This is a genomic window from Streptomyces sp. NPDC058534 (assembly GCF_042717365.1).
Lineage (GTDB): Bacteria > Actinomycetota > Actinomycetes > Streptomycetales > Streptomycetaceae > Streptomyces.
The window spans coordinates 12,960-34,705 of sequence record NZ_JBHXNW010000062.1; the positions used below are offsets into that span (position 1 = coordinate 12,960).

A 21,746-nucleotide genomic window follows, 5' to 3' on the forward strand; every position below is an offset into this window, starting at 1 on the left:
CCGCCCATGAACCCGCCCACGCGGCTCCTCGACGGTCAGGTGGCGCTCGTCACGGGCGCCGGCGGCGGCATCGGCCGCGGCATCGCGCTGCGGTTCGCCGAGGAGGGCGCGGCGGTCGCGCTGCACTGCCGTACGGCGGTCGCGGCGGCGCGGGAGACGGCCGACCGCATCCGGGAACGCGGCGGGAGCGCCACCGTCCTGCGGGCCGACCTCACCGACGAGGACGCCGCCCGGCGCCTGGTCGAGGAGGCCGCCGACTGGGGCGGCGGACGGCTGACGGCACTGGTCAACAACGCGGGCGTGCAACCGCTGCGGGACCTGCCCGGCATGACGGCCGCCGAATGGCGCTCGGTCGTGGACACCAACCTCACCGGCGTCTTCGCCTGCACCCAGGCCGCGGCCGGGATCATGCGGGCCCAGGACGGCGGCGGCACGGTCACCCACATCGCCTCCATCGAGGCGTCCGCCCCCGCGCCCGCCCACGCGCACTACAGCGCATCCAAGGCGGCCGTGGTGATGCACGCCCGCTCGGCGGCCATGGAGTACGGCCCCTGGGGCGTCAGGGTCAACTCCGTCTCGCCCGGCCTCATCGACCGCGAGGGCCTCGACGAGGCCTGGCCGGAGGGCGTACGGCGCTGGCGGCGGGCGGCGCCCACGGGACGGCTGGGGCGCCCGGAGGACGTGGGCGACGCGTGCGCGTTCCTCGCCTCGCGGCTGGCGTCCTGGATCACCGGCCACGACCTCGTGGTGGACGGCGGGGTGACGGCACGCCCGTCGTGGTGAGGATCCGCGGGGCGAGCGGGTGAGCGGGGCGGCCTCCGTGTCCGTACGTATCCCCGAGGCAGTGGGTCCCGACGACGGAGATGCGACGTGAGGTGTGTGGGCGGTGCACGCGCTGGAGCCCGAGGGCGGGGAGGCCGGCCGGACCGGCGGGCGGGAGGGGAGCGCCGGGACCGGCCGGACCGGCGCGGAGTCCGGCGGCTGGTGCTGCTGGGCCCCCTGCTGGTCCTGCTCCTCCTCGGCGGCGCGGCCCCCGCGTCCGCCCACGCCGCCCTCAACTCCACCGACCCCGGCGACGGAGCCGTCCTCCAGCGTGCCCCCGGCCACGTCACCCTGACCTTCAGCGAGTCCGTCGGCCTGCGCGACGACTCCTTCCGCGTCCTCGACCCCGGCGGCCACCGGGTGCGCACGGGGGACGCCGACCGGGCCGACGGCCGTTCCGACACGGCCCGCGTCGACCTGCCCGCCGAGCTGGGGGAGGGCACGTACACCGTGGCCTGGCGGGTGGTGTCGGCCGACAGCCACCCCATCTCCGGCGCCTTCACCTTCTCGGTCGGCCGGCCCTCCACGACGACCGCGCCGGTGGACACGGGCCCGTCCGAGGACCCCCTGACCGCCACCCTCAACAAAGTCGCCCGCTACCTCTCCTACCTCGCCGCCGCCCTGCTCATCGGCATCGCCGCCTTCGTCGCCCTGTGCCGCCCGCCGGACGTCTCCGCGCTGCGCCGCCCCCTGGTCGCGGGCTGGTGGACCCTGCTGGGCGCCACGCTCGCCCTGCTCCTCCTGCGCGCCCCGTACGAGGCGGGCACGGGACCGGCGGACGCCCTGGACGCGGGCGCGCTCGCCGACACCCTCACGACCCGCCCCGGCGTACTGCTGCTGGCCCGGCTGGCGCTGCTCGCGCCGGTAGCGCTGTTCCTGCTGCGTATGGGCCGCGAGGACCGCCACCGGCAGCCCCGCCCGGTGGCTGCCGCCGTGGGCGCCGTACTCGCCCTCGCCCTCGCCCTGACCTGGGCCGCCGCCGAGCACGCCGCCGCCGGAATCCAGGTGCCGCTCGCGGTGACGTCCTTCGTGGTGCACCTGCTGGCCACGGCGGTCTGGCTCGGCGGCCTCGTCGCCCTGCTCGTCACCCTGCGCGCGGCCCCGGACGCCGCCACGGTCGCGCGCTTCTCGCGCATCGCCTTCGTCTCCGTGACCGTCCTGGTCGTCACCGGCGTCTACCAGTCCTGGCGCGGCCTCGGCTCCTGGCAGGCGCTCACCGGGACGACGTACGGCGGGCTGCTGCTCGCCAAGGTGGCGCTGGTGACCGTACTGCTGGCCGCGGCGGCCGTCTCCCGGCGCTGGACGGCCGCACTGGCGGCGACCAGGACGCCCGTACGGCAACGGGAGCGCGAGCGGGCACCGGAACCGGTGCCGGCCGGGGGCCCACCGGCCCCGCCGCCGGACTCCGCCGAACCGGAGCCGTCCGCCCCCGACGACGACCTCTCCACCGCCGCGGACGCCCTCCGGCGCGGACTGCGCCGCTCCGTCCTGGCCGAGGCGGTCGTCGCCGCCGTAGTCCTGGTGGTCACGACCGTGCTCACCAGCACCCTGCCGGGCCGGGCGGCGGACGAGGCGGCGCGGGCCGTGCCGGCCGGCGGGGTGCTGCCCGCGTCCGTCACCACGATCCCCTTCGAGGTCGGCGGCTCCGGCCGCGGCACGGTCCAGATCACCCTGGACCCCGGCCGCACCGGCGACAACGCCGTACAGGCCGTGGTCTTCGGCCCCGACGGCGCCCTGGCCGCCGTACCCGAACTCCGCCTCTCCTTCACCCTCCCCGACAAGGACGTCGGCCCCATCGACGCGCGACTCGTCGACCGAGGCGGCTACTGGAGCACCAACACCCTCACCCTCCCCCTCCCCGGCACCTGGACCATGCGAACGACGATCCGCGTCTCGGAGATCGACCAGGTGAGCGAGGAGCGGCGGATCCGCATCGAACGGTGACGGACGGCCGGCCCGGGTAGCCGGCCACAACGTCGAAGGGCCCCACCGCGAACGGTGGGGCCCTTCGACTTCGTGCCCGGTGAGGCACTGGCGGAGGATACGAGATTCGAACTCGTGAGGGGTTGCCCCCAACACGCTTTCCAAGTCTTCGTCTGGGGGTTCGGCGGGGGACGGGGGTGTTCTGACCTGGGATGGAGTGGACGGTAGTGGCGCCCTTGAACGGCGCCGGACGGGGGCGAATGAGACCAGAACTGAGACCGCGGCGGGGCCAGGGTCGTGCCGGCGACAGGCATTGGGAGTGGCTCGGCTACCAGATCGTTCCCAGGAGCAGCGCCGCGAGGTGGGTCACCCCTGGAGGCCGGGCACGCGGGTCGAGACACTGGGATGCGGTGGGAGCGTGTTCCCGATGTCAGAGCCAGACGCGCTCAGGACGGCCGCCAGTTGGCCCCGTCAATCGGCTACACGCAGCCGTAGCAGCTGTGGTTCGGCGATGTCGGGATACGGGCCACGGACCTGCATTCCAGAGCATCCACTGCTTCAAGGGCAGTCCAGCTCTCGCGATGCACTCTTCACAAATTGCGGTCGGCTTCTTACATTCAGTAAGAGGGTGATGTCGGGGAGGAGCCCCGGCGTACTCGAAGGCAGGGTGCGGCCGTGTGGTTCGCACCAATGCCGTCGGCCGTCTTTGCCCGTCAGGGGGCGGCATGGCGGGACGAGATGGTCGGCGCGGTACCTACGAAGAAGCTGTGCGGGCGGCCGTATCCGCTTTCGGTGCTGAAGTCACCCCGAAGCTGAAAGGCGGCGGGTGGCAGGAGGACCAGCTCCGTGGGCCGTTGGAGACCCTGATCCGAACGGTCGGAAGGCGGTTGGGACTCAGTGTCACGCTGACTGGCGAAGTCCCGCTCGTCGACCTGCGTGCCAGGCCCGACTACGCGGTGTCCGTCGACGGGGCGCTCGTCGGATACATCGAACTGAAGCAGCCGGGGCGTGGCGCGGACCCTTCCCTCTTCACAGGGGAGAACGCCGCGCAGTGGAAGAAGCTGCAATTTCTCCCCAACGTCCTCTATTGCGACGGGAATGAGTTCGGGCTGTATCGGGGCGGCCGACGCATCGGGGGACTTGCCGGAATGCAGGGTTCGGTTCTCTCTGCGGGGTCTCGGCTCACGCCCGGCGACGAGGCTTTGGCGAGGGTGCTCCACGACTTCCTCACCTGGCAGCCAAAGCCGCCCCGCACTACCGCGCAGCTGGTCCGTTCCGTGGCCGGCCTGTGTCGCTTGCTCTGCGACGAGGTGGCGGAGGCAATGACGCTGGAGAGAGCTGGAAGGCGCCGCCGACTGTTCACAGACATCGCCGAAGAGTGGCGGCGGCTGCTGTTCCCCGAGACCACTGATGACGAGTTCGTCGAACAGTTCGGTCAGACGGTGGTGTTCGCTCTCCTGCTGGCAAGGGTCGAAGGCATCGCGTTCGATGGAGAGTCCATTCACGCCATCGCTACGAAGCTCGGCAAGCGGCATTCCTTGATGGGCAAGGCTCTCGATGTCCTCACCGAGGAGTCGTCAACCGTCGGTCTTGCCACCACGCTGGACACGCTGCTGCGGGTGGTGGGAGTCGTCGACTGGAGCAGGCTGGATGACGGTTCCGGAGACTCCTACCTACTCCTCTACGAGGATTTCCTGCAGATCTACGACCGTGATCTGCGCATGCGCACCGGTTCCTACTACACCCCTCACGGAGTGGTCGAGGCCATGGTCCGCCTCACCGAAGCGATTCTGAAAAGGTCCTTCGGGATCGAGACCGGGTTTGCGTCACCTGAAGTGGTCGTGGTTGACCCTGCCATGGGAACCGGAACATTTCTGCTGTCAGTTCTGAAACGAGCAGCCGCCACGATCGCCGAGGAAGAGGGTCCTGGGGCGCTCGGCCCCCAACTTCGGCAGATGGTTGGCCAGCGGCTGATCGGCTTTGAACGACAGATCGGCCCCTACGCTGTGGCAGATCTTCGGATGCACGCACTGCTCAAGGACTACGGCTCGGCCGCTCCGAAACAGGGGCTGCGCCTTTTGGTAGCCGACACCCTCGACAATCCCAGGGCCGAATTCAACTGGATTCCTCATACGTACCGTCCGCTCGCGGAGTCTCGGCGACAGGCCAACAGGATCAAGCGGGATGAGCGCGTCATGGTGGTCATCGGTAATCCTCCTCATGACGCTGTCTCCAGAGGCGCGGGAAAATGGATCGAGTCAGGTGATCCAAATGTCGGTGAGGCGCCGCCGCTCGATGCTTTTCGCCTTACTGGCAATGGCACCTATGAGTCGAAGATGTCCAACCTGTACACCTTCTTCTGGCGCTGGGGGACCTGGAAGGTATTCGACGCACACGACGACGCTCCGTTCGGCGTAGTTGCCTACATCACCCCGAAAGCTTGGCTGAAGAGCCGCGCGTTCGCCGGTATGCGCCGCTATCTGCGGCAATCGGCAGACGAGGGCTGGATCATTGATCTCTCCCCTGAAGGTCAACGATCAGAGGTGGCGACCCGCCTCTTCCCAGACGTGGCCCAAGAGCTTTGCATCGCGGTATTCGTGCGTCGTCGAGACGGCCACCGTGATGACACCGCCCTTGTGCACCACATGAAAGTTCACGGGCATCGAGACGAGAAAGCCCAGCGTCTGTTAGGGCTGACTCTGGACGACCCCGAGTGGCGGGACTGTGCCACCGGGCCCACTGATCCGTTCCTCCCGGAAGGCGGTGACCTGTGGTTGAGTGCACCGCTACTTGCGGACCTGATCCCGTGGTCCTCACGCGGGGTGACACCCGGCCGGGTATGGGTCTACGCACCGGACGAGTCGACGCTTCACATGAGATGGCGTATTTTCCTGGGAGCCGACGAATCCGAGCGAAAGAAATTGTTCGGAGAAGCCAGAGACCGCACGATCGACAGTCGAGTGGCGCCTCTTTTCGGCACGACGGGCTACGACGCAACGCCGTTACGGCATGAGCAGCGCTCGCAGCCTGATCCCATTCAGGTTGGTTACCGAGCCTTCGACCGGCAGTTTATGATGCCGGATCACAGGTTGATGGTCGTCGCGCGTCCTGACCTCTGGCGCGTTCGCGGAGATCGTCAAGTGTTCACTGTCGAGCAAAACGCTCACGCTGTCGTGAACGGACCGGCCCTCGTTTTCAGTGCTCTGATACCCGACATGCACTACTACAACGGCCGCAGCGGTTGCGTTCGGCCGCTGTACCGCGATGCGCGGGGCGAAGTTCAGAACATTGCTCCCGGCCTGCTCGAATTGCTCTCAAGGCAGTACGGCACGCCGGTCACTCCCGAAGACTTCCTGGCCTATGTCGCGGCCATGGTCGCCCACCCCGCTTACACAGAACGCTTTCGGGAAGACCTCGAAGATCCTGGCGTCCGCGTACCGCTTACTGGCGATGCGCACCTGTGGGGCCGTTCTCTTCACATAGGCCGTCGTGTTTTGTGGCTGCACACATATGGTGACCGGTTCGCAGATCCGGCTGAGGGACGCTCGTGCGAGACACTAAGACTTCCCTCTCACCGACCTCGCTGTGTCGTGGAGATACCGGATACGGAAGAGGGGATGCCTCAGTCCCTCCGCTACGAGCCGGAGGAACAGCGCTTGTGGATCGGCGACGGTTGCATCGCACCGGTGCCACCGTCCACCAGGGAGTATCAGGTCTCCGGGATGAATGTTCTGGACAAGTGGTTCGGCTACCGGCGGCGGAACCCTGCAGGCAAACGACGACTGGAGCTGGACACTGTTGTAGCCCGCCGGTGGTCCCCCAACTGGACAACGGAGCTGCTCGCGCTCCTCAACATCCTTGGCCTGCTAGTGCAGGAGGAATCGGCTCAGCGAGAACTGCTGGAAGCTGTCTGCTCTGGCCCTCTCGTTTCCGTATCGGAATTGACGGAACGCGGCGTTCTACCCGTACCACTTGGCGTACGCAAGTCCGCCAAGCCTTCCCCTGGTGGAGCAGCCGAAATGTTTGGCAAGTGACATCGGCGGATTCATGAGTTGAGGGTAGGCCGCCAGGCCGACGGCTGCTCACAGGCCGGTGACCGGCTGCCCGGTGAGTGCTTGGGCGATCTGCCAGAGCTGTCCACCGCGGGACGCCTTCACGAGGACGATGTCGCCGGGGCGGAGGATGGACGCCAAGTAGGCAGCGGCGGTGCCGTTGTCGCCGACCATCGCGATGTCCGGCACGCCTGCCGCGCCCGCCGCGAGGGCGAGTTGCTTGGCTAGTGTGTCGCCGACCGCCACGATGAGATCGACGCCGTTCTCGGCTGCCATGCGACCGACCTGGCGGTGAGCCTCCACGGCTTCGTCGCCCAGCTCAAGCATCTCTCCGAGTACGGCGATCCTTCGGCCGCCTGCGGCCTCGGTCGTGTCGCCGTCTGCCTCGGGCATCAAGACTCTCCGTTGTTCAGGGGCGCGAAGGTGATCGCGCGGCCGGCGTAAGAAGGGGACAGTCGGCTGAGGGGGATTCGATCGTGAGTCTGCCCCCAGGCCGATGGATCCCGGATGAAGATCGTCGGGTCGGGGCCGTCCTCGTAGCCGCGAAGGATGACGAGGTGGCCTCCGGAACGGCCGTCGTCGGGGAGTTGCTCGGTGACGGACACGATGACGGGTGCGTCATCGAGGCGGGCGAGCAGGTCTTCGACCCGCACGGGCTCCGCGGTCGCAGGGACGCCGAGATCGGTCGACAGGCTCGCGATCCCCGCGTGAAGTGCTCCACGCGGGGTCAGAACCTCGTTCTTGACTGCGAGTTTCAGCAGTTCGGTGACCGTAGGTGCCTCGCGCCGGTAGGCGAGCAGGATCATTCTCAGCGACGCCAAGCCGCACGCCCGGTTGGACCATTCGGCCCGGTCCCCGAGTGCCCACCCACCGTGTAGATCCCATTCGGCGGGGGCGATGAGCTGTCGGCACATGGGGACATCGTGGACGCGCGACACAGCGGCGTGCTCCTACGGTGAGAGGGCAGCCTCCCGAGTCAGGGTGGTGCCGGCGAACGCGGGAGTGGGCAGGGGAACATCGTATGGCGGACGGGCCAGCGCCTCGTGCAGCATCGCCAGCACGACATCCGTGTGCGTGAGTCCGACCATCGCGGCGCCCACTACGAAGTTGCTGTCGCGGGACATGCCCGGCGTGCTGTTGACCTCCAGCACGTACGGCTGGTCGTCCTCGGTGAGGATGAAGTCGACGCGCGCTGAACCACGGAGGCCGAGTCCGTCCCACAGCGTTGTGGCGTGCTCGGTGACCCTGGCCAGCACCTCGGGCGGCAGTTCGGCGGCCCGTACGGCTACGGCGCCCCTGGACTCCACGTCGAGCTTCGTGTCGGCGTCGTAGAACTCCGCCTCGGTGGCTTCGGTGGCCAGCGGGGGGAGCACGACAACCGCGCCTCCGGGCAGCTCCAGCAACCCCACGGTCAGCGGCACGCCGGTCAGGTAGTCCTCGACCAGCACGTCTGCACCCTCCTCGCCGGCTGCGTCCGCCAGTGCCCTGGCGAGGTCGGCCTGTTCGCGGACCAGGCTCATGCCCACGCTGGAGCCGCCGAAGGGCGGCTTGACCATCGCCGCCCGCCCGTTCCAGTGCATCGGGCCCCCCGACCACACCCACCATCCGGGCGTGGGGACGCCGAGACTCAGCATCACCCGCTTGCAGAGGATCTTGTCGGCGGCCACCGCGGACGCGGCGACTCCGCTGCCGCAGTACGGCACGCGCAGGTAGTCCAGCAGGCCCTGTAGCCTCCCGTCCTCGCCGTACGGACCGTGAAGGTTCGAGAGAGCCACGTCGTACCCGGCCAACTCCATGATGAAGTCCGGCTCGCACGGGTTCAGCACTTTCCAGCGGGCCCCGATGTCGTCCAGGGCCTCGGACAAAGCGGTCACGGAACGCTGGTTCACGGGGCACTTCGAGTGGTAGCGCCGGTCCTCTACCGATACCGGCCCGTAGACGAGAGCGACACCGAGCCCCTCTCGGGCGCGCTGCCAGTCGCGAAGCTTCTGGGTGGCATCTCGCACCGCGAGGCCGGAGCTGGGGCTGAGGAACTGAGTCATGCGAGGACCCCTTCGAAGGTGTTGGTGACCGGCCCGCCGACCCAGTGAGTCCGCTTCGGTCGGTCGGGATGCGGCCGGACCGTGAGCGGCTCCCCGGCCCGGTTGTGGACGGTGACGGCACGCGGCGACACGAGTCCGCGCAGGGTGGCGATGACGACGGCCGCGACGGCTCCGCTCCCGCACGACAGGGTTTCCGCCTCGACGCCGCGCTCGTAGGTGCGGACCTTCAGCGTCTGGCTGCCGGCGGCCTGTACGAAGTTGACGTTCGTTCCCAGCGGGGCAAGGTTGGCGTGGTGGCGCACGAGGCGTCCGACGAGTTCCGCGTCGATGGCGTCCACGTCGTCCACGACGGCGACGACGTGTTCGGTGCCGGTGTGGGCGCTGTCGAACCAGGTCGGCTTGCCGTTGATGACGGTCTGAACTCGTCGGGGATGGACCGCGCCGACTTCGGCCGTGACCCACACGGAGTTGTCACTCACGATCGCCTCGTGCATCACCCCCGCCATGCGGAGACTCATCTCGCGGAAGCCGTGATCGTGGTGCGCGGCCCAGGCAGTACACCGTAGGGCGTTGCCGCACATCGTCGCGATCGAGCCGTCGGCGTTGAAGCAGCCGACGTCGAGGACGACCGGGTTGATGCTGATCAGGCTGCTGATGACGAGGCCGTCCGCGCCTACGCCGGTTCGTCTGGCGCAGAGGCGTTCAGCCTCCTTTGACCAGTCCTTCTCGCTGTCAGGTGTGGAGTCGGCTAACAGGACGAAGTCGTTCCCCGCTCCGTGGATCTTGCGGAAGCGCATGGCAAAGCTCCTCGCTGGGCTGAGGTGACAGTTCTTGTGATGGCCGAATGGGACTCGGGTCAGAGGAGTTCGATGGGCCGATACGTGGTCGTCGGCTTATTCATGACCCACGGGGAGTGCCCGTCGAAGATCAGCACCCGGTGGCCCGAGGTGCCGGCGGACCTCATGTCGCGGACCCGCAGGTACAGCCGGTCGAGGCACACGAAGTCGCCTATGCGGACATCGTTTGGCTGCCTCTGGCCTGCGATGGTGCCGAGGGGCGGAGGGGGTGCAGGAGTCGGGTCGGTGGTGCGGCGCTCGTACATTCAGCCTCTCCAGATGGCCAGGAGGATCGAACCGCCGAGTGCCAAGAGGCTTGCCACGTAGGCGAGTTGCTGGTCCCGGGGGCTCATCGGGCGCCGACCAGGTGGCCGTGAAGCCGGTTGCGGACTGACGGGATGCCGATTTCTCCGAGGGGCATCCAGGCCGCCGTGCCCGCTTCGATCACCATGGGGGCGACGGCCCCGGAGTGGGAGCGGAAGAGGTATCGGAAGCCGATCCGGAGGCGGGGGCCGTACCTGTGGTGCCCGGCTCTGGTCACGTCGATCAGGAAGGGTCCCTCGCTGTCGGGTTCCGTCCATACCTCGCGGATGCCGACCCCCTCGGCCAACAGGCGCAGGGCCGCTCCGCTGAGAGAGTTGTCCCGTTCCTCGGGTTCCGCCTCCGCGAGGGCGAAGGCCCCTTCGTGCCGCAGGGAGAGGACGCAGTTGCGTTCGTCGACGACGACCGCGCCCGTCGTCACGAGGGGGCAGCGCCGGCTGTGGGTGCAGGTTCCGCGCTGTGCGTGGTCGCGGGCGGCGTCGTACACCGGCATCAGCGCCATCTGCTCGTCAGGGTGCTCGTAGATGTAGTGGGACAGCTCCCGGACGATCTGGTCCTCCCTGACACTCACGGGGCACCGAGCCCGTGACGCTGGGTGTAGATCCACAGGAGCCTTCGCGTGACGTCGGCGGCGTCCCGGAGGTAGATGAATGCGCCGAACGACGGGGTCTCTGTGGTCGGACGATTTCTCAAGTCGAGGAGCCGGTACCCCTTGCGGAACAGCTCCCGCACGTCCTCGTCCTCGTCTGCTCCCAGATCCTCACCGAGTAGAAGGTTGAGGTGCCCGACGATCTCCGGCAGGGACACGTCCATGTCCTTGCGGGTCGAGGTGGCCATTTGCATGGAGAGGACTGCCTCGGTGCTCTCGGAGATTGTCTCAACGTCGATCGGGAGAACTTCGGTTCCAGCGCCGTCGGTTGCTCTCGATGCCTTGCCAGTACTTGCCAAAGTGATCACCGTTTCGCCCCTTCAGCGCACGTCTTCCAGCCGTGCCAGTAACGCTAGGAAGAACGACATGAGGGGCTCTACGAGTGTGCCGGAACTTGCCCGGCGTTCACCCCAGGGATTCGATGGCTGCCGTGATGATTTCCCGCGCTGCCGAGCCGTAGACGGCAAGTTCGGCCAGATCCGTGAACGTCTGGGCATACATGGCAAGTTCGTGCTTCTGCGTGACAGCGAGGTGGGCCGAGACGAGTTCGACGTGGACCGTGTGGTCGTCGTACAGGAAGAAGCCCTCGGAAGGCCAGAGGCTTGAACGGTCGGCGTCCTCAGGAATGATGCCGATGCTTACCGAGGGCAGAGCCATGACGCTGAGCAGATAGCCGAGTTGACCGGCCATCACGTCCGTTCCGCCTATGCGCTTTCGGAGTGCTCCCTCTTCCAGGAGGATCGCGAACGTGTGGTTGCCGTAGACGATCTGCTGCTTCTCCACGCGCACCTTGACGGCCGCCGGCACATCATCGATCAGGCCGCGGCGGTCGCGAATAGAGGTGAGTAGTGCGGTGATGTACGAGGCCGTCTGCACGGGGCCGGGAATGAGCCACGGCGAGTAAATGCGGAAGCGCTGAGTGCGCTCCCACAGGGGGAGGACGGACTCCTGGGCCTGCTTCAGGCCGGTGCGCTCCATCCGGCGCCACTCGACATACATGCCCTCGATGCCTCGGGCCGTCGAGACGAGATCCTCGGCCGCGCTCTGTGCGCCGCAAGCAGCGGCCCACGCACGAAGGTCGCGCTCCGAAGGCGGACGCGTGCCGCTCTCGAAGCGCGAACACTTCGACTCATGCCAGCCGACACTGTTGGCCAGCGCTCGCTTGGTGAGCCCGGCTTCGAGCCGGATTTCGCGCAGGCGTTTCCCCAGGGCCCTGCGGGCTTCCTGAACGCTCGAAGATGGTGATGTCATGTCGCTGCGAAGGTGCCGTTCGAGCTGTCAGGCCGACTGGAACTCTGCGTGCGGTGTTGCCCGCGCCCACACGGACTCGAAGGCCGACTCGCAGAGCTTCGCGACCTCAGGGTCTTCGGTGAGTTCCAGCTCCATGTTCTCGCCGTCGCCATCGAAGTGGTTGACGAGGACGAGGCTGGAGTCGAAAAGCCAGAAGTCGTTGCCCGGAAGCGCGAGGCCCGTTGCGTTTCGCCGGGAGAGCCAGCGCACGTCTTCGCCGGCGGCGATGTTCAGCCCGTCCGTCACGTCGTACTCGAAGCGGATGTACTCGCTGACGGGAGTCGAGACGACCCGGGCCCGGCGGACCTCAACGCCCCGCGAGGCCGCCTCCGTGACGGTGCTGTGCCAGTCGCCCCAGCGCTCGGCCGGGTCGAGTGTCACGCCGGCCTTCCAGTCGATGAAGGCCGGGTCCGACTTCATGTAGGCGTCGCGCATCTCCAGATGGACGGCCGTCCTCTGGCAGTCGCGGAACAGCTCCTCAAACGTCGGGGTCCTCATCAGCCTTCTTCACCTCCAGGAAGAACTGCACCATGCGCCGGGGGATCTCCACCACCGACTCGTGGCCGGGGACGTCCATCTGCCCGAGGCGCTCGATGTCCTCCACCTTCAACCCCTGCACGAGGTAGCTGTCCTTCTCCTCGTCGAGGTAGATGGTGGGGGAGCCGCCACTGGGACTCTCCGGGTCCTTACCGAGCTTACGCAGGGCCATGATGTCCTCCTCGGATGCCGGTAAAGATCTCTGTGCCCGAGCTTGCCCGTGATTGGGTTGTCGGGCCAGGAACTTGCCGGAACTTGCCATGACTTCGGGATGTCGCCCCGATCGGGTAGCAGCGCGGTGGTGGAGCAGACAGAGGTCCGCAGTGGCCAGATCCTGCTGACTGCCTCCGGCCTCCGCTTCTCAGTTCGCCGGGGGCAGACAGCAAAGATCCACGAATGACTGGCCAACGCCGCAGCGGCATGTGAATCTGGACGACCTTCTTGCAAAACACCAGGTCAAAGAGGTGATTTCCTGTGGCTGCGGTGTCATCGGGTCCCGGATTCTCCGCCACCGTCGAGGCCCTACGGCTGCGTGAGTGGCTACTCGGCCCGGGCCAGGCCACAGTCGTGATGGACCAGTTCTCCGACGACGACTTCCAGCTGGTCGTGGACGACCGCGCGGACGTGCACGTCAATTCGAAGGACGGTCGCTTCTACCTCGGGTGGTTCCCGCTCGGACGTCCTGGCACCGACGGCGAGGGGTGGAAGATCGCCGTTACCGGTACGGCCAAGGTGCGTGGCTACCAGATGTCCTTCGACACCGAGACGCCGGCCGATGTCGTCGCTGCCGTAGTTGCTCGCGTGCTGGAGACCTCCCAGCAGGTGTGACTGCCAGAGGCACCCTCGCCGTCTGCCTGGTCGACGGCAAGGGGACACCCACCCGAGACTGCCGCAGCCAACCCTGGCACCGTCCAGCTCGGACGCGGCCGACGGCATCAAGATCCCTAAGCTCTTGGAGGCATACCTGCATTCCGACTTTCCGTCCGGCCCGCCTGCCCCGGCGAGTGTTCCGTCCGCGTACTGGGTCGGCCCCCGGTACCTGGCCGGTGACGACGGACGCTTGTACGACTCCGTCGCCAACACGCTCGCCGGCCTCGGCTGGATTAGCTTGACGATCGTCCGCGGGCGCCAAGAGCCGGACGAGGCGCCGGAGGACCGTCAGGTCCTGCGCAGCACCGTCCTGCACATCAGTCCCGACTCCCTGCGGTGGGTGCAATGGGTCTTGCCGGACGAGCCGTTTCACCTGGGAAGCCTGCCGATCGCCTGGCAAGTGTCCGCTCGTTCGGACATGCTCAGCCCGCTCGCCCAGTGGTCGGCCTACTTCACCCCCGAGGTTCCCGGAGAGGTCCTCGCCACCTTCCTCACCACGCTCGACGCCCGCGATCAACCTGCTCTGGGGCTCGGTGGACCCGAGTTGGTTCTCGACGCGGTTACGGCGCACGGCTGGCTGCGTGACGTCGACCAGCCCGGCGCGGGAGCGGTCGATCCGACCTTTTCCTCCCACGTCCGCCTCGGCGAGGTGCCGCCCCTCATCCAGGATGGCGACCCATTGGGGCTGGTGGCTGAGGCGGACGAGGCGGCCCTGGGTGGGTGGCAGGCGTGGGCCGAGCCGGTGCTGGGGGCGGGCTACCTGTGGGCGGCTTCCTTCGGCGCCAGCGTGCCGCACGATCTCGTCGCCGCGTTCGTCGGCTCCCTCAGTTCCAGTGCGCCGGTGCTGCGCCGGGTGCTGCCGGAGAGCACACACGACCGGCTCCTGCGCGCTCCAGCCAGCTGAGGCCATCCAACGCAGTGAAGCCGGGCCTCCCCTCAGGGGGCCCGGCTTCGTGCTGCTGTGCCTTGGCCGGCGCCCTCGTGGCGTCACGGTCTGTCGTACCGGCTATCGCTTGGAACGCACACGCCTCTGTGTCAGAGGCCGGCTTTGTCCTACAAACCGTCACCAGCACGTTGGGCATGCGCCAGCGTGGGGCCCGAGGTCAGAAGGCGTACGGGGCGAAGGAACGGACCGGTGTGACGATGTCGCCGAGGAGGTGATCGAGCTCGGCTCGCTCGTCCTCGTTCATGAGCTCGACGGCGTTGCCGAGATTCTTCTCGGCGAGCCGCTCCATGAACGGGGCCAGGAAGCGCTGCAGAGCATCCGGAGCTTCGTCCGTCGTGAGCCGGTACTCCTGGTATCGCTTGAGCTGTGACTCGATCTCTTCGAACTCGACGCGAGTGGCCCTGAGGACGAGGCTCTGCTCCTCCTCGCTGAACGGGCGCCCGTCGAGGTGGTGCCACGTGTTGGTCTCACGCCGGCGCTTGAGGTCCGCGTCGCAGAGTAGGACGACGATTTCCGGTCGGGCTTGGGTCTTGGGCATACGGGTGCTCCTCACGGGAGTGGGGTGGGTGGAAGCATTAATGGTCCGGAGGATCGCCGGTTTGGCCAACCGACGATCGGCGGCTATGTTTCGCCCGTTTCGGCTGGTCAGCGCCGACGGTTGGAGTCGTTCACCGCGCTCGGGGGCGACTGCCTGGTGGGCGTAGAGGGGCCTTGGCGGCGACCGCCTCGGGCGGGTGTGTCGTGGGGGCTTTCGGGCAGGGCGGGCAGGTGGGTGCTGCGTCGCACACGCCAGACGAGGACGTCGCTGACGGAGGTCGCGGTGTCGAGCTCGCGCCGTCGGGCGGCTTCGGTCAGCAGTACTGCCGGGTCATGGCCGGCTCTGCGGGCGTCGTCGAGGGTGGCGGCCAGGGCGGGCCAGCCTGCCTCGGCGCGGATGCGTTCGGCTAGCTCTGGCAGCACCTGGTGGAGAAGGCCGGCTTGCCGTTGATGAACACGCGGGGCCAGGCGTTGGCCTCGCTGGCGGAGAACGGCCATGGGTTCACCTGCGGCGGCATGGTAGGCGGCGCGCAGGTGTTCAGCGGTTTGCCGGGCTGCTGCGGCCTGCTGGCCGTGGTGTTTCTTGGCGTGCCAGTTCGCTGCGGCCATGGCGAGGAAGAACGCCATATCGATGAGCATGGCGGTGGTGGCGCCGTCTTCCCCGCGGCCGAGGGCCGGCCCGCTGTGGACGAGGTCGCGGGCGGCCTGGCGCAGGGCGCGGTCGTGCCCGCGGTGAGCCTTCACGTGGGAGCGGCTCGCCCGCTCGAATGCGAAGGCCGCCTCGCGCAGCTCAGCACGGGTATGGGCGGCGGAGGTCTTGGCCAGAGCGTCCAGGACCTCACCCGCTGCAGCGATCTGGGCCGCTGCTGCGCCGTCGTCGCCGTGGTCGATGATCAGTAGCGCCTGCCAGGTAGTGGCGGTGGCTCGGCGCCGCGCGAACGCGGGACCTGTCACGTCCTGCAGGGCCGGCTGCTCTGGCCCGGAGTCGTCCGCTGAAGCGGCCTCGGCAGGAAGCGTCCAGCGTTCGCGGATGCGGGGCAGGGACAGGTCGGGTGCGAGCGTGGAACCTGCGTAGAACACAGGCTCCTTCTCACCGTTGCGGTCATCGGGCAGCGCGACCTTGTAGCCGAGCAGGTCGCCGGAGGGCGCGACGCGCTTGCGGATCAGCAGACCGGCAGCGGCCAATCGGTCGAAGAGTTCCTCCTCGCTGTCGGCGCCGGCCACCGCGCGCCGTACGGTCTCCCGCAGCTCCTCGCGAGCCGGGCGCTGCCTGCCCTGCCGTTCGGCCTTGTGCCGCTCCGCGCTGGTGGCTCGCTTGGCGGCGGTGCCGTCCCCGGGCGCGACCTGATGCAGGCCGAGTTCCTTTTCGATCAGGCGGCACTCGGTCTGGGCGCGTTTACCGGAGCGATGGTGGTCGGGGCGGCGGCCGTCCTCGCGGACGAGGGTGGCGATGATGTGGATGTGGTCGTCGGCGTGCCGGACGGCGGCCCAGCGGCAGCCGGCACCGTCGCCAGGGTCGATGCCGGTGGCGGCGACCATGCGGCGGGCGATGTCACCCCACTGTTCGTCGGACAGGATCGGGTCGTCGGGTGCGGCGCGCACCGAGCAGTGCCAGACGTGCTTGTCGGGACGCTGGTCAACGTCGAGCAGCGACAGGGGCTGGTCGAGGAGGTGCTGGAGGTCCCTCTTCGTGACCGAGGGGTCGCGGCCGGGGTCGGGGGCCATGCCGTCGAAGGAAGCGACCAGATGCGGGTCGATGTGCTCCTCGTGGGTGCCCTTGCCGTACAGGTAGTGCAGGAGCCCGAGGGTCTTGCTGCCCTGCTTGTGGATCCGGGGGATCAAGCCGCCTGCTCCTCCTGCACGTTGGCGATCCTGTCTGCCGCCCGTTGGACGGCCTGCGCGGCACGCTGCAGATCGGCGAGGGCGGCGGCGAAGTGCGGTGCGTCGACACCGGAGTTGAGTGCCTTGGCCGCCTGGTTGACGTTGCTGCCCGCCCAGCCGAGCTGGCGGCGTACGCCGAACAGCGCGGTCAGGATGTCCCGTTCGGTGGCGATGGCTGCCGCGGTGCGGGACTGGTCGCGGGCGGCGGCCAGACCGGAGTGGGCCAGGAAACCGGCCACGCTCATGCCGACGTGATCGGCGCCGGACTGGATGATGGCGAGTTCTTGCTCGTTGAGGCGGACGCTGTGGGCGGGGCGCTGTTTCTTGTCGCGCGGGCGGGATTTTCCTTTCTTGGCCTTGCCCTTGCGGCTGGCCTTGCCCGGCTGCGGTCCGCCCTCGGTCGCAGCCTTCCCGTCCGGCGCCCCCTGGTGCCGGACGAGCCCCGCCACCCCCGGGGCGGGGTCGGGTTCGGGCGCTCCCCCTGTGGGGGAGTGTCCGGACCTCCAACTTGCTGTGCCGTTTGGGGCCGCGGTGGTCGCCTCCGTTTGGGCGGTGGGATGTTCGTTGGGCGAGTCGTGCATTGGGCGGTCTTCCTTGGGTGTTGTGGGGGAGCGGGCTCAGTGAGGGTGGTCGGCGCGAGCGGCCTTCAGCTCGGCCTTGACGGTGCGGACGACCTCGCCTGCGGTGTCGCTGGCGACGCTGTAGCCGTCATCGCGGACCGTGTCCTCCAGCAGGTCGCGGGAGAGACGTCCGGTCTCGCCGAGGATGCGATGGGCGTATTCGGTGAGGAGTTCGCCTGTCGCGCGCGGTTTGGGGCCCGGGTTCTTCGACTTGGCCCGTGCGGCCTTGCCCGGATCGGTGTCCGGCGGTTCCTCGCCCGGTTTCGGTTCCGGGTTCGTGGTTGTGCGGGCGGGCCTGTCCGGACGGGCTTCGGGCTCCGGGCGGGCAGCCCGGTGGGCGGTGTCATCGCCCGCATCGCTCTCGGGCGGGCGGTCCGGGTTCTCTGCCCGCTTCGTCGCTGTGGCGCGCGGGCGGGCAGGCGTGAAGCCGCCCGTCGTGCCCGGGGTGAGGGCGGGCCAACGCCGGGGCAGCGGAATGGAGGCCAGAGCAAGGGCCTGTTGGCGAGTGGCGAGCTTGCGCAGCAGCAGCTCGTCCTGGCGCTTGTCCCGGTCGACGTCGGCCTGCTCCAGCGCCTGGTGCAGACGGCGGGTGAGTCGCCGGCCTCGCCCCTTGGCACGTTGCTCGGGCGTCATGGCCTCTGCCCGGAGGATCAGGGTGACGGCCTGGTCGAGGGCGCGTTCGCGAATGATCCGGGCGGCGTCCGCGTCCCGGTCAGCGATCCCCAAGCGGGCCAGCAGCCGCTCGTGTATCTGCCGGGCGAGGACGGCAGCCAGGCTGCGGGAGTCCGCGTGCGGGCTGCGGTGGCGTAGTTCGATGCCCATGGCCAGGTGCCAGAGCATCGCAGCCATGATCGGGCCGACGAAGGCCCGCACTGTCCCGCCCACCAGCCCGGACTCCGCGTAGGCGGGCAGGATCTGCACGGCGGTGATCACCCAGGTGAGGGTGCCGGGCAGGCCGGGTGCCTGCTTCGGGCCGTTGAGGTTCTGACGGGCCAGCAGGGCGGTTGCGAACAGGGCGAGCTCGGCGGCGGCGAACATCGCGGCCCGTTCGATGGTGCTCCCCATGTCCAGGTAGTCGGCGGCGAACCGCCAGCTGGTGTCCGCGCTGTAGGCGGTGCATCCGATCGCGGCGACAGCGGCAACAGGGACGGCGGCGGTGTTACGTCGCTGCCCGATACCGGTCTTCCGGACCCGTCGGCGCAGCAGCCATCCAGCGAGCAGGGCGACTACGAGGAGCAGGACTGCGCCGACCGCAGACGAGGTGGTCCAGTGAGGTAGAAGCGACATGGCGTCGCTGTCGGCGCTTATGCGCGCGGAGTTGCCGAGGGGCATGCAGACGGTCTCCAAGGGGAGGAAGACGATGGAGTGAGGGGCGTTCACGGAGGGGGCGTACACGCGGGCCCCCCTTCTAAAGGGGGGCCCGCGCGTGATCGCTTGGGCGCGTGTACGGCGTGGACGCTTGCGTGATCGCTTGACCTGCGGTTTTGCGGTGAGCGTGTGCGCTGTGAGCGGTTCACGGCGGGGTGTTCGCGTGAGGGCCGCGTGTACGGTCGCGTGATCGCTTCGCGTGGGCTGGTGGGGCTCAGCCGACGGCGGTGAGGTGGCGTGCGGAGGCGTAGTAGCGGGTCTGCTGCCCGCCTCCTGCTCCTCCGGCGATGCCGTCGGCCCTGTTCGCCAGGCCGCTGTCGACGAGGCGGCTCAGGTGGCGCCGGGCTTTCTCTACGTCGGCGCGTTCGGGATCGCCTCCGCCGGTCAGGACGGTTGCCAGTTCCCGTGCACTCAACCCGTTCGGGGCTGTGCGCAGGAGGACGGCGGGGTCCTTGGTCGGGTCGACCGTCGTGGTGCCGCGCGCATGGTCGTGCGTGACGTCGAGCGGGCCGATCTCGCCGGTGGGGGTCTTGAGGTGGTGCAGGGTGACGGCGGGGTCGCCGGCCTTGCCGGTGACGAACAGGACGCTGCCCGCGCCGGAGACGTACCAGGTGGAGCCGTAGACCTGGTCCAGGGTGGGGCGCTGGCCGCGCGGGGCGTCGGCGGTGGCCTTGCGCTGGTGGTGCAGCTCCATGATCTCCACGCCGCCTCGCAGGGCCCGGTTGCGGGCGTTGTGGAAGGCGACGGCGAGGCCGTCGTCCACCATGGTGCTGACCGCGTCCTTGAGGCTGTCGATCACGATGGTGTCGGCCTGGTGCGCGGCGGCGAGGTCGGCAAGGAGGTCGGGCTCCTTGTCCAGGGTGGCGGGCAGAGGCCCCTCCCAGACCACGAGCCGATCGCGCAGAATCTTCTCGTCGGTGTCGAAGACCCGGCGCTTCATGGCCTTGGCGATCTGCTTCGGCCGGTCCATGGCCAGGTAGAGCACCCGCCTGCTGGGGGCGACCGGCATCTCCAGGACGGTCTCCTGCAGGCCGAGGCGAGCGAAGATCACCTGGTGGGCCAGGGTGGTCTTGCCGACGCCCGGAGCGCCGACGATCATCAGGCTCTCGCCGGAGGACCAGACGGTCTTGTCGCGGGTCCCCCATAGGGGTTCGGTATCCGCGCCGGTCTCCTGGACGAAGGTCCACCCATCTCTGGCGAAGCGGTTCAGGCGACCTTGGCCCGAGGCCAGCGCCCGCTCTCGCTCGGCGCGCACGTCCGCTTCGATCTCGCTGCGTATCGCCTCGGGGTCGGCGCCCGGTTCCTGTGCGCGTTGGACGGTCCGTACGGCGGAGGCGCGCAGGCGGCGGAGGTCGGCCTTCTGGCGGATGATCTCCGCGTGGTGCTCCGCGTTGCCGGTGCCGTAGAGCACGCTCGCTAGCTGGTGCAGGTAGCTGGCTCCGCCGACGCGCTGCAGATCGCCCTGCTGCTGGAGCAGCTCGGTCAGGACGATCGGGTCGGTCGGCCTGTCCTCGCGGTGCAGGGCGAGCAGCGCACGCCAGACCGTCTCGTGGGCAGGCCGGTAGAAGGCGTCGTCACCCAGGATGGGCCGGATCGTGTCGATGACGTCGCTGTCGTGCATGCAGGCGCCGAGCACCGCGCACTCGGCTTCGAGGTTGAAAGGAGCCTGCGCAGACTCGTCCGGGGACGGCGCGGGGCCGTATCCGAAGTGGGATGGCATCTCCTGCATGTGACCCGTACTCTGGGTCAATAGGACTCCTCTCCCGGCAGGCCACATGGAGCGCCAACTCCGGCCACCGGTCCAGATCGTCATGGTTGGGCGGTTGTGAGGGTTTCCGCTTCGCCCCCGGTGTTCCAGCACCGGGGGTTTCTGCTTGTCCAGCCGTGTTCACCGCCGGACGTCATAAGCGTACCCTAGGCATTCGGGAGACGTCTAGTTGCATTCGGCTTCCAAATGATGTTAACTGGTTCACCCTAGGCCGCAGATGTACGGCAGGCCCGCACGACGAGGAGGTGAAGATGGCCAGCGGCAAGGGCGACGACGACGCGAGCACCTCGAATGCGCGGCCTCCGGTCGAGGACAACATCGCCGAGCGCGTGAAGCTGGAGCGCGAGGCGCGCGGCTGGAGCTCGGTCACCCTGGCGGAGAAGATGGCCGAGGCCGGCCACCCCATCGGCCAGTCCGCGATCTGGCGCATCGAGAGCGGCAAGCCGCGCCGCCGCGTCAACACCGACGAGGCGCTCGGCTTCTGCAAGGTCTTCGACATGACCCTCGACGAACTGTCCAGTCCGCCTGGGCAGATGGCCAACCCGATCATCCGCCGGCTGATCGGCGAGTACGTCGAGCGGTGGAAGGAATGGCGCGCCCTGGGCAAGTCCATGGACGCCATCCAGGACCAGCTAAGCGAGTACACCAAGGCCAACCCGGACCAGGACACCATGGTCCGCAACATGCTGGCCGGCGAACTGGACGCTGCCTCCAACGGCGACTTCCACCGCCACAAGGGAGCCCGCTCCCGGCTGATCCGCTGGCTCGGGGATGCCTACCGGCCGTCGGCTGCTGCCGACACTGCCGTCGACGAATAACCCCCGCCTGCCGCCAGGCCCTTGGTGCTGCGAACACCCAGGGCCCTCCACCGCGGCACCTTCGCGCGTCTGCGCAACCGCCCAACCACCACCCACACCACCATGACCGGTCCGACCGGAGTTGGCGCTCCGTACGTGACCGGGTGAGGAGCCCTCTTGCCCGAGTTCCCCCTGCCCGTAACCCAGATCGCCCACCTGCTCGGCATCCCCGAGGGCGCCCTGCGTGCCCTGATGCCCGAGCGGGACGACGAAACCGGCGACCCCACCCTCGTCGGGCTCACCGTCGAGGAGGCGGCCCGCCGCCTCGGCATCGGCCGGACGAAGATGTACGAGTACGTCTCCTCCGGCGAGATCCGATCCGTCAAGATCGGCAGCCTGCGCCGCATACCCGCCGAGGCGGTCGGAGAATTCCTGGCCCGCCGCTATCGGCTCTCGGACTTCGGCGCCGCGGCCTGAGCGGGGCGCA

General features: G+C 68.6%; 22 protein-coding genes. 7 read left to right on the forward strand and 15 right to left on the reverse strand.

The genetic code is table 11. The features are described 5' to 3' along the window. Positions 1–6 precede the first annotated feature (6 nt). From ACFWR9_RS30580 to ACFWR9_RS30590, 3 genes are all read left to right on the forward strand, one after another. Entirely contained in the window at positions 7–783 is a 777-nt protein-coding gene (locus ACFWR9_RS30580; RefSeq protein ID WP_383847494.1) for an SDR family NAD(P)-dependent oxidoreductase, read from the forward strand. Positions 784–984: 201 nt separating this feature from the next. Continuing rightward, positions 985–2,766, forward strand: coding sequence for a copper resistance CopC/CopD family protein (locus ACFWR9_RS30585; protein ID WP_383847496.1), 1,782 nt, complete (start codon positions 985–987; stop codon positions 2,764–2,766). Positions 2,767–3,422: 656 nt separating this feature from the next. Further along, entirely contained in the window at positions 3,423–6,779 is a 3,357-nt protein-coding gene (locus tag ACFWR9_RS30590) for a type ISP restriction/modification enzyme (RefSeq protein ID WP_383847498.1), read from the forward strand. 48 nt (positions 6,780–6,827) lie between these two features. Here ACFWR9_RS30590 and ACFWR9_RS30595 read toward each other — a convergent pair whose 3' ends face one another. From ACFWR9_RS30595 to ACFWR9_RS30640, 10 genes are all read right to left on the reverse strand, one after another. Next, positions 6,828–7,190 (reverse strand): glutamate ligase domain-containing protein, encoded by a 363-nt coding sequence (locus tag ACFWR9_RS30595; RefSeq protein WP_383847500.1) that lies wholly within the window; start codon positions 7,188–7,190, stop codon positions 6,828–6,830. After that, the gene (locus tag ACFWR9_RS30600) at positions 7,190–7,711 is read right to left on the reverse strand and encodes a C39 family peptidase (protein ID WP_383847502.1); all 522 of its coding nucleotides are present in this window, start codon (positions 7,709–7,711) and stop codon (positions 7,190–7,192) included. The genes ACFWR9_RS30595 and ACFWR9_RS30600 overlap by 1 nt, the downstream gene beginning before the upstream one ends. 36 nt (positions 7,712–7,747) lie before the next feature. After that, positions 7,748–8,839, reverse strand: coding sequence for an ATP-grasp domain-containing protein (locus ACFWR9_RS30605; RefSeq protein WP_383847504.1), 1,092 nt, complete (start codon positions 8,837–8,839; stop codon positions 7,748–7,750). Further along, the gene (dapF, locus tag ACFWR9_RS30610; RefSeq protein ID WP_383847506.1) at positions 8,836–9,636 is read right to left on the reverse strand and encodes a diaminopimelate epimerase; all 801 of its coding nucleotides are present in this window, start codon (positions 9,634–9,636) and stop codon (positions 8,836–8,838) included. The genes ACFWR9_RS30605 and dapF overlap by 4 nt, the downstream gene beginning before the upstream one ends. A gap of 59 nt (positions 9,637–9,695) precedes the next feature. After that, complete coding sequence (locus ACFWR9_RS30615) at positions 9,696–9,941, reverse strand: hypothetical protein (protein ID WP_383847508.1); 246 nt, start codon at positions 9,939–9,941, stop codon at positions 9,696–9,698. A gap of 83 nt (positions 9,942–10,024) precedes the next feature. Continuing rightward, positions 10,025–10,567: an NUDIX hydrolase gene (locus ACFWR9_RS30620; protein ID WP_383847510.1), complete on the reverse strand. Its 543-nt coding sequence runs from the start codon at positions 10,565–10,567 to the stop codon at positions 10,025–10,027. After that, positions 10,564–10,953 carry a hypothetical protein gene (locus ACFWR9_RS30625; RefSeq protein WP_383847512.1) on the reverse strand — a complete coding sequence of 130 codons (390 nt, stop codon included), beginning with the start codon at positions 10,951–10,953 and terminating at the stop codon, positions 10,564–10,566. The genes ACFWR9_RS30620 and ACFWR9_RS30625 overlap by 4 nt, the downstream gene beginning before the upstream one ends. Before the next feature lie 97 nt (positions 10,954–11,050). Then, positions 11,051–11,896, reverse strand: coding sequence for a helix-turn-helix domain-containing protein (locus ACFWR9_RS30630; protein ID WP_383847514.1), 846 nt, complete (start codon positions 11,894–11,896; stop codon positions 11,051–11,053). Positions 11,897–11,923: 27 nt separating this feature from the next. Continuing rightward, positions 11,924–12,436, reverse strand: coding sequence for a DUF6879 family protein (locus ACFWR9_RS30635; protein ID WP_383847572.1), 513 nt, complete (start codon positions 12,434–12,436; stop codon positions 11,924–11,926). Continuing rightward, on the reverse strand, positions 12,414–12,644 hold the full coding sequence (locus ACFWR9_RS30640; protein WP_383847516.1) for a hypothetical protein: 231 nt from the start codon (positions 12,642–12,644) through the stop codon (positions 12,414–12,416). Before ACFWR9_RS30640 ends, ACFWR9_RS30635 begins: the two co-directional genes overlap by 23 nt. Positions 12,645–12,946: 302 nt before the next feature. Between ACFWR9_RS30640 and ACFWR9_RS30645 the strand changes: the two genes are divergently transcribed. Then, positions 12,947–13,300: a DUF317 domain-containing protein gene (locus ACFWR9_RS30645; protein WP_383847518.1), complete on the forward strand. Its 354-nt coding sequence runs from the start codon at positions 12,947–12,949 to the stop codon at positions 13,298–13,300. A 124-nt stretch (positions 13,301–13,424) separates the two neighbouring features. Continuing rightward, positions 13,425–14,246, forward strand: a complete 822-nt coding sequence (locus ACFWR9_RS30650) for a DUF317 domain-containing protein (RefSeq protein ID WP_383847520.1) — start codon at positions 13,425–13,427, stop codon at positions 14,244–14,246. A gap of 199 nt (positions 14,247–14,445) precedes the next feature. Here ACFWR9_RS30650 and ACFWR9_RS30655 read toward each other — a convergent pair whose 3' ends face one another. From ACFWR9_RS30655 to ACFWR9_RS30675, 5 genes are all read right to left on the reverse strand, one after another. Continuing rightward, entirely contained in the window at positions 14,446–14,826 is a 381-nt protein-coding gene (locus tag ACFWR9_RS30655; RefSeq protein WP_383847522.1) for a hypothetical protein, read from the reverse strand. 107 nt (positions 14,827–14,933) lie between these two features. Beyond that, positions 14,934–16,667: a relaxase/mobilization nuclease domain-containing protein gene (locus ACFWR9_RS30660; protein WP_383847524.1), complete on the reverse strand. Its 1,734-nt coding sequence runs from the start codon at positions 16,665–16,667 to the stop codon at positions 14,934–14,936. Beyond that, entirely contained in the window at positions 16,664–17,155 is a 492-nt protein-coding gene (locus tag ACFWR9_RS30665; protein ID WP_383847526.1) for a mobilization protein, read from the reverse strand. Before ACFWR9_RS30665 ends, ACFWR9_RS30660 begins: the two co-directional genes overlap by 4 nt. A 168-nt stretch (positions 17,156–17,323) precedes the next feature. Beyond that, positions 17,324–18,613 carry a hypothetical protein gene (locus ACFWR9_RS30670; protein WP_383847574.1) on the reverse strand — a complete coding sequence of 430 codons (1,290 nt, stop codon included), beginning with the start codon at positions 18,611–18,613 and terminating at the stop codon, positions 17,324–17,326. 295 nt (positions 18,614–18,908) lie between these two features. Beyond that, a complete protein-coding gene (locus tag ACFWR9_RS30675) occupies positions 18,909–20,444 on the reverse strand; it encodes a DnaB-like helicase N-terminal domain-containing protein (protein WP_383847528.1) in 1,536 nt (511 codons plus the stop codon). Between the two features lie 269 nt (positions 20,445–20,713). Here ACFWR9_RS30675 and ACFWR9_RS30680 point away from each other — a divergent pair, with 269 nt between their 5' ends. Further along, positions 20,714–21,280 (forward strand): helix-turn-helix domain-containing protein, encoded by a 567-nt coding sequence (locus ACFWR9_RS30680; protein WP_383847530.1) that lies wholly within the window; start codon positions 20,714–20,716, stop codon positions 21,278–21,280. 156 nt (positions 21,281–21,436) lie between these two features. Then, the gene (locus ACFWR9_RS30685) at positions 21,437–21,736 is read left to right on the forward strand and encodes a helix-turn-helix domain-containing protein (RefSeq protein WP_383847532.1); all 300 of its coding nucleotides are present in this window, start codon (positions 21,437–21,439) and stop codon (positions 21,734–21,736) included. Positions 21,737–21,746: the final 10 nt, after the last annotated feature.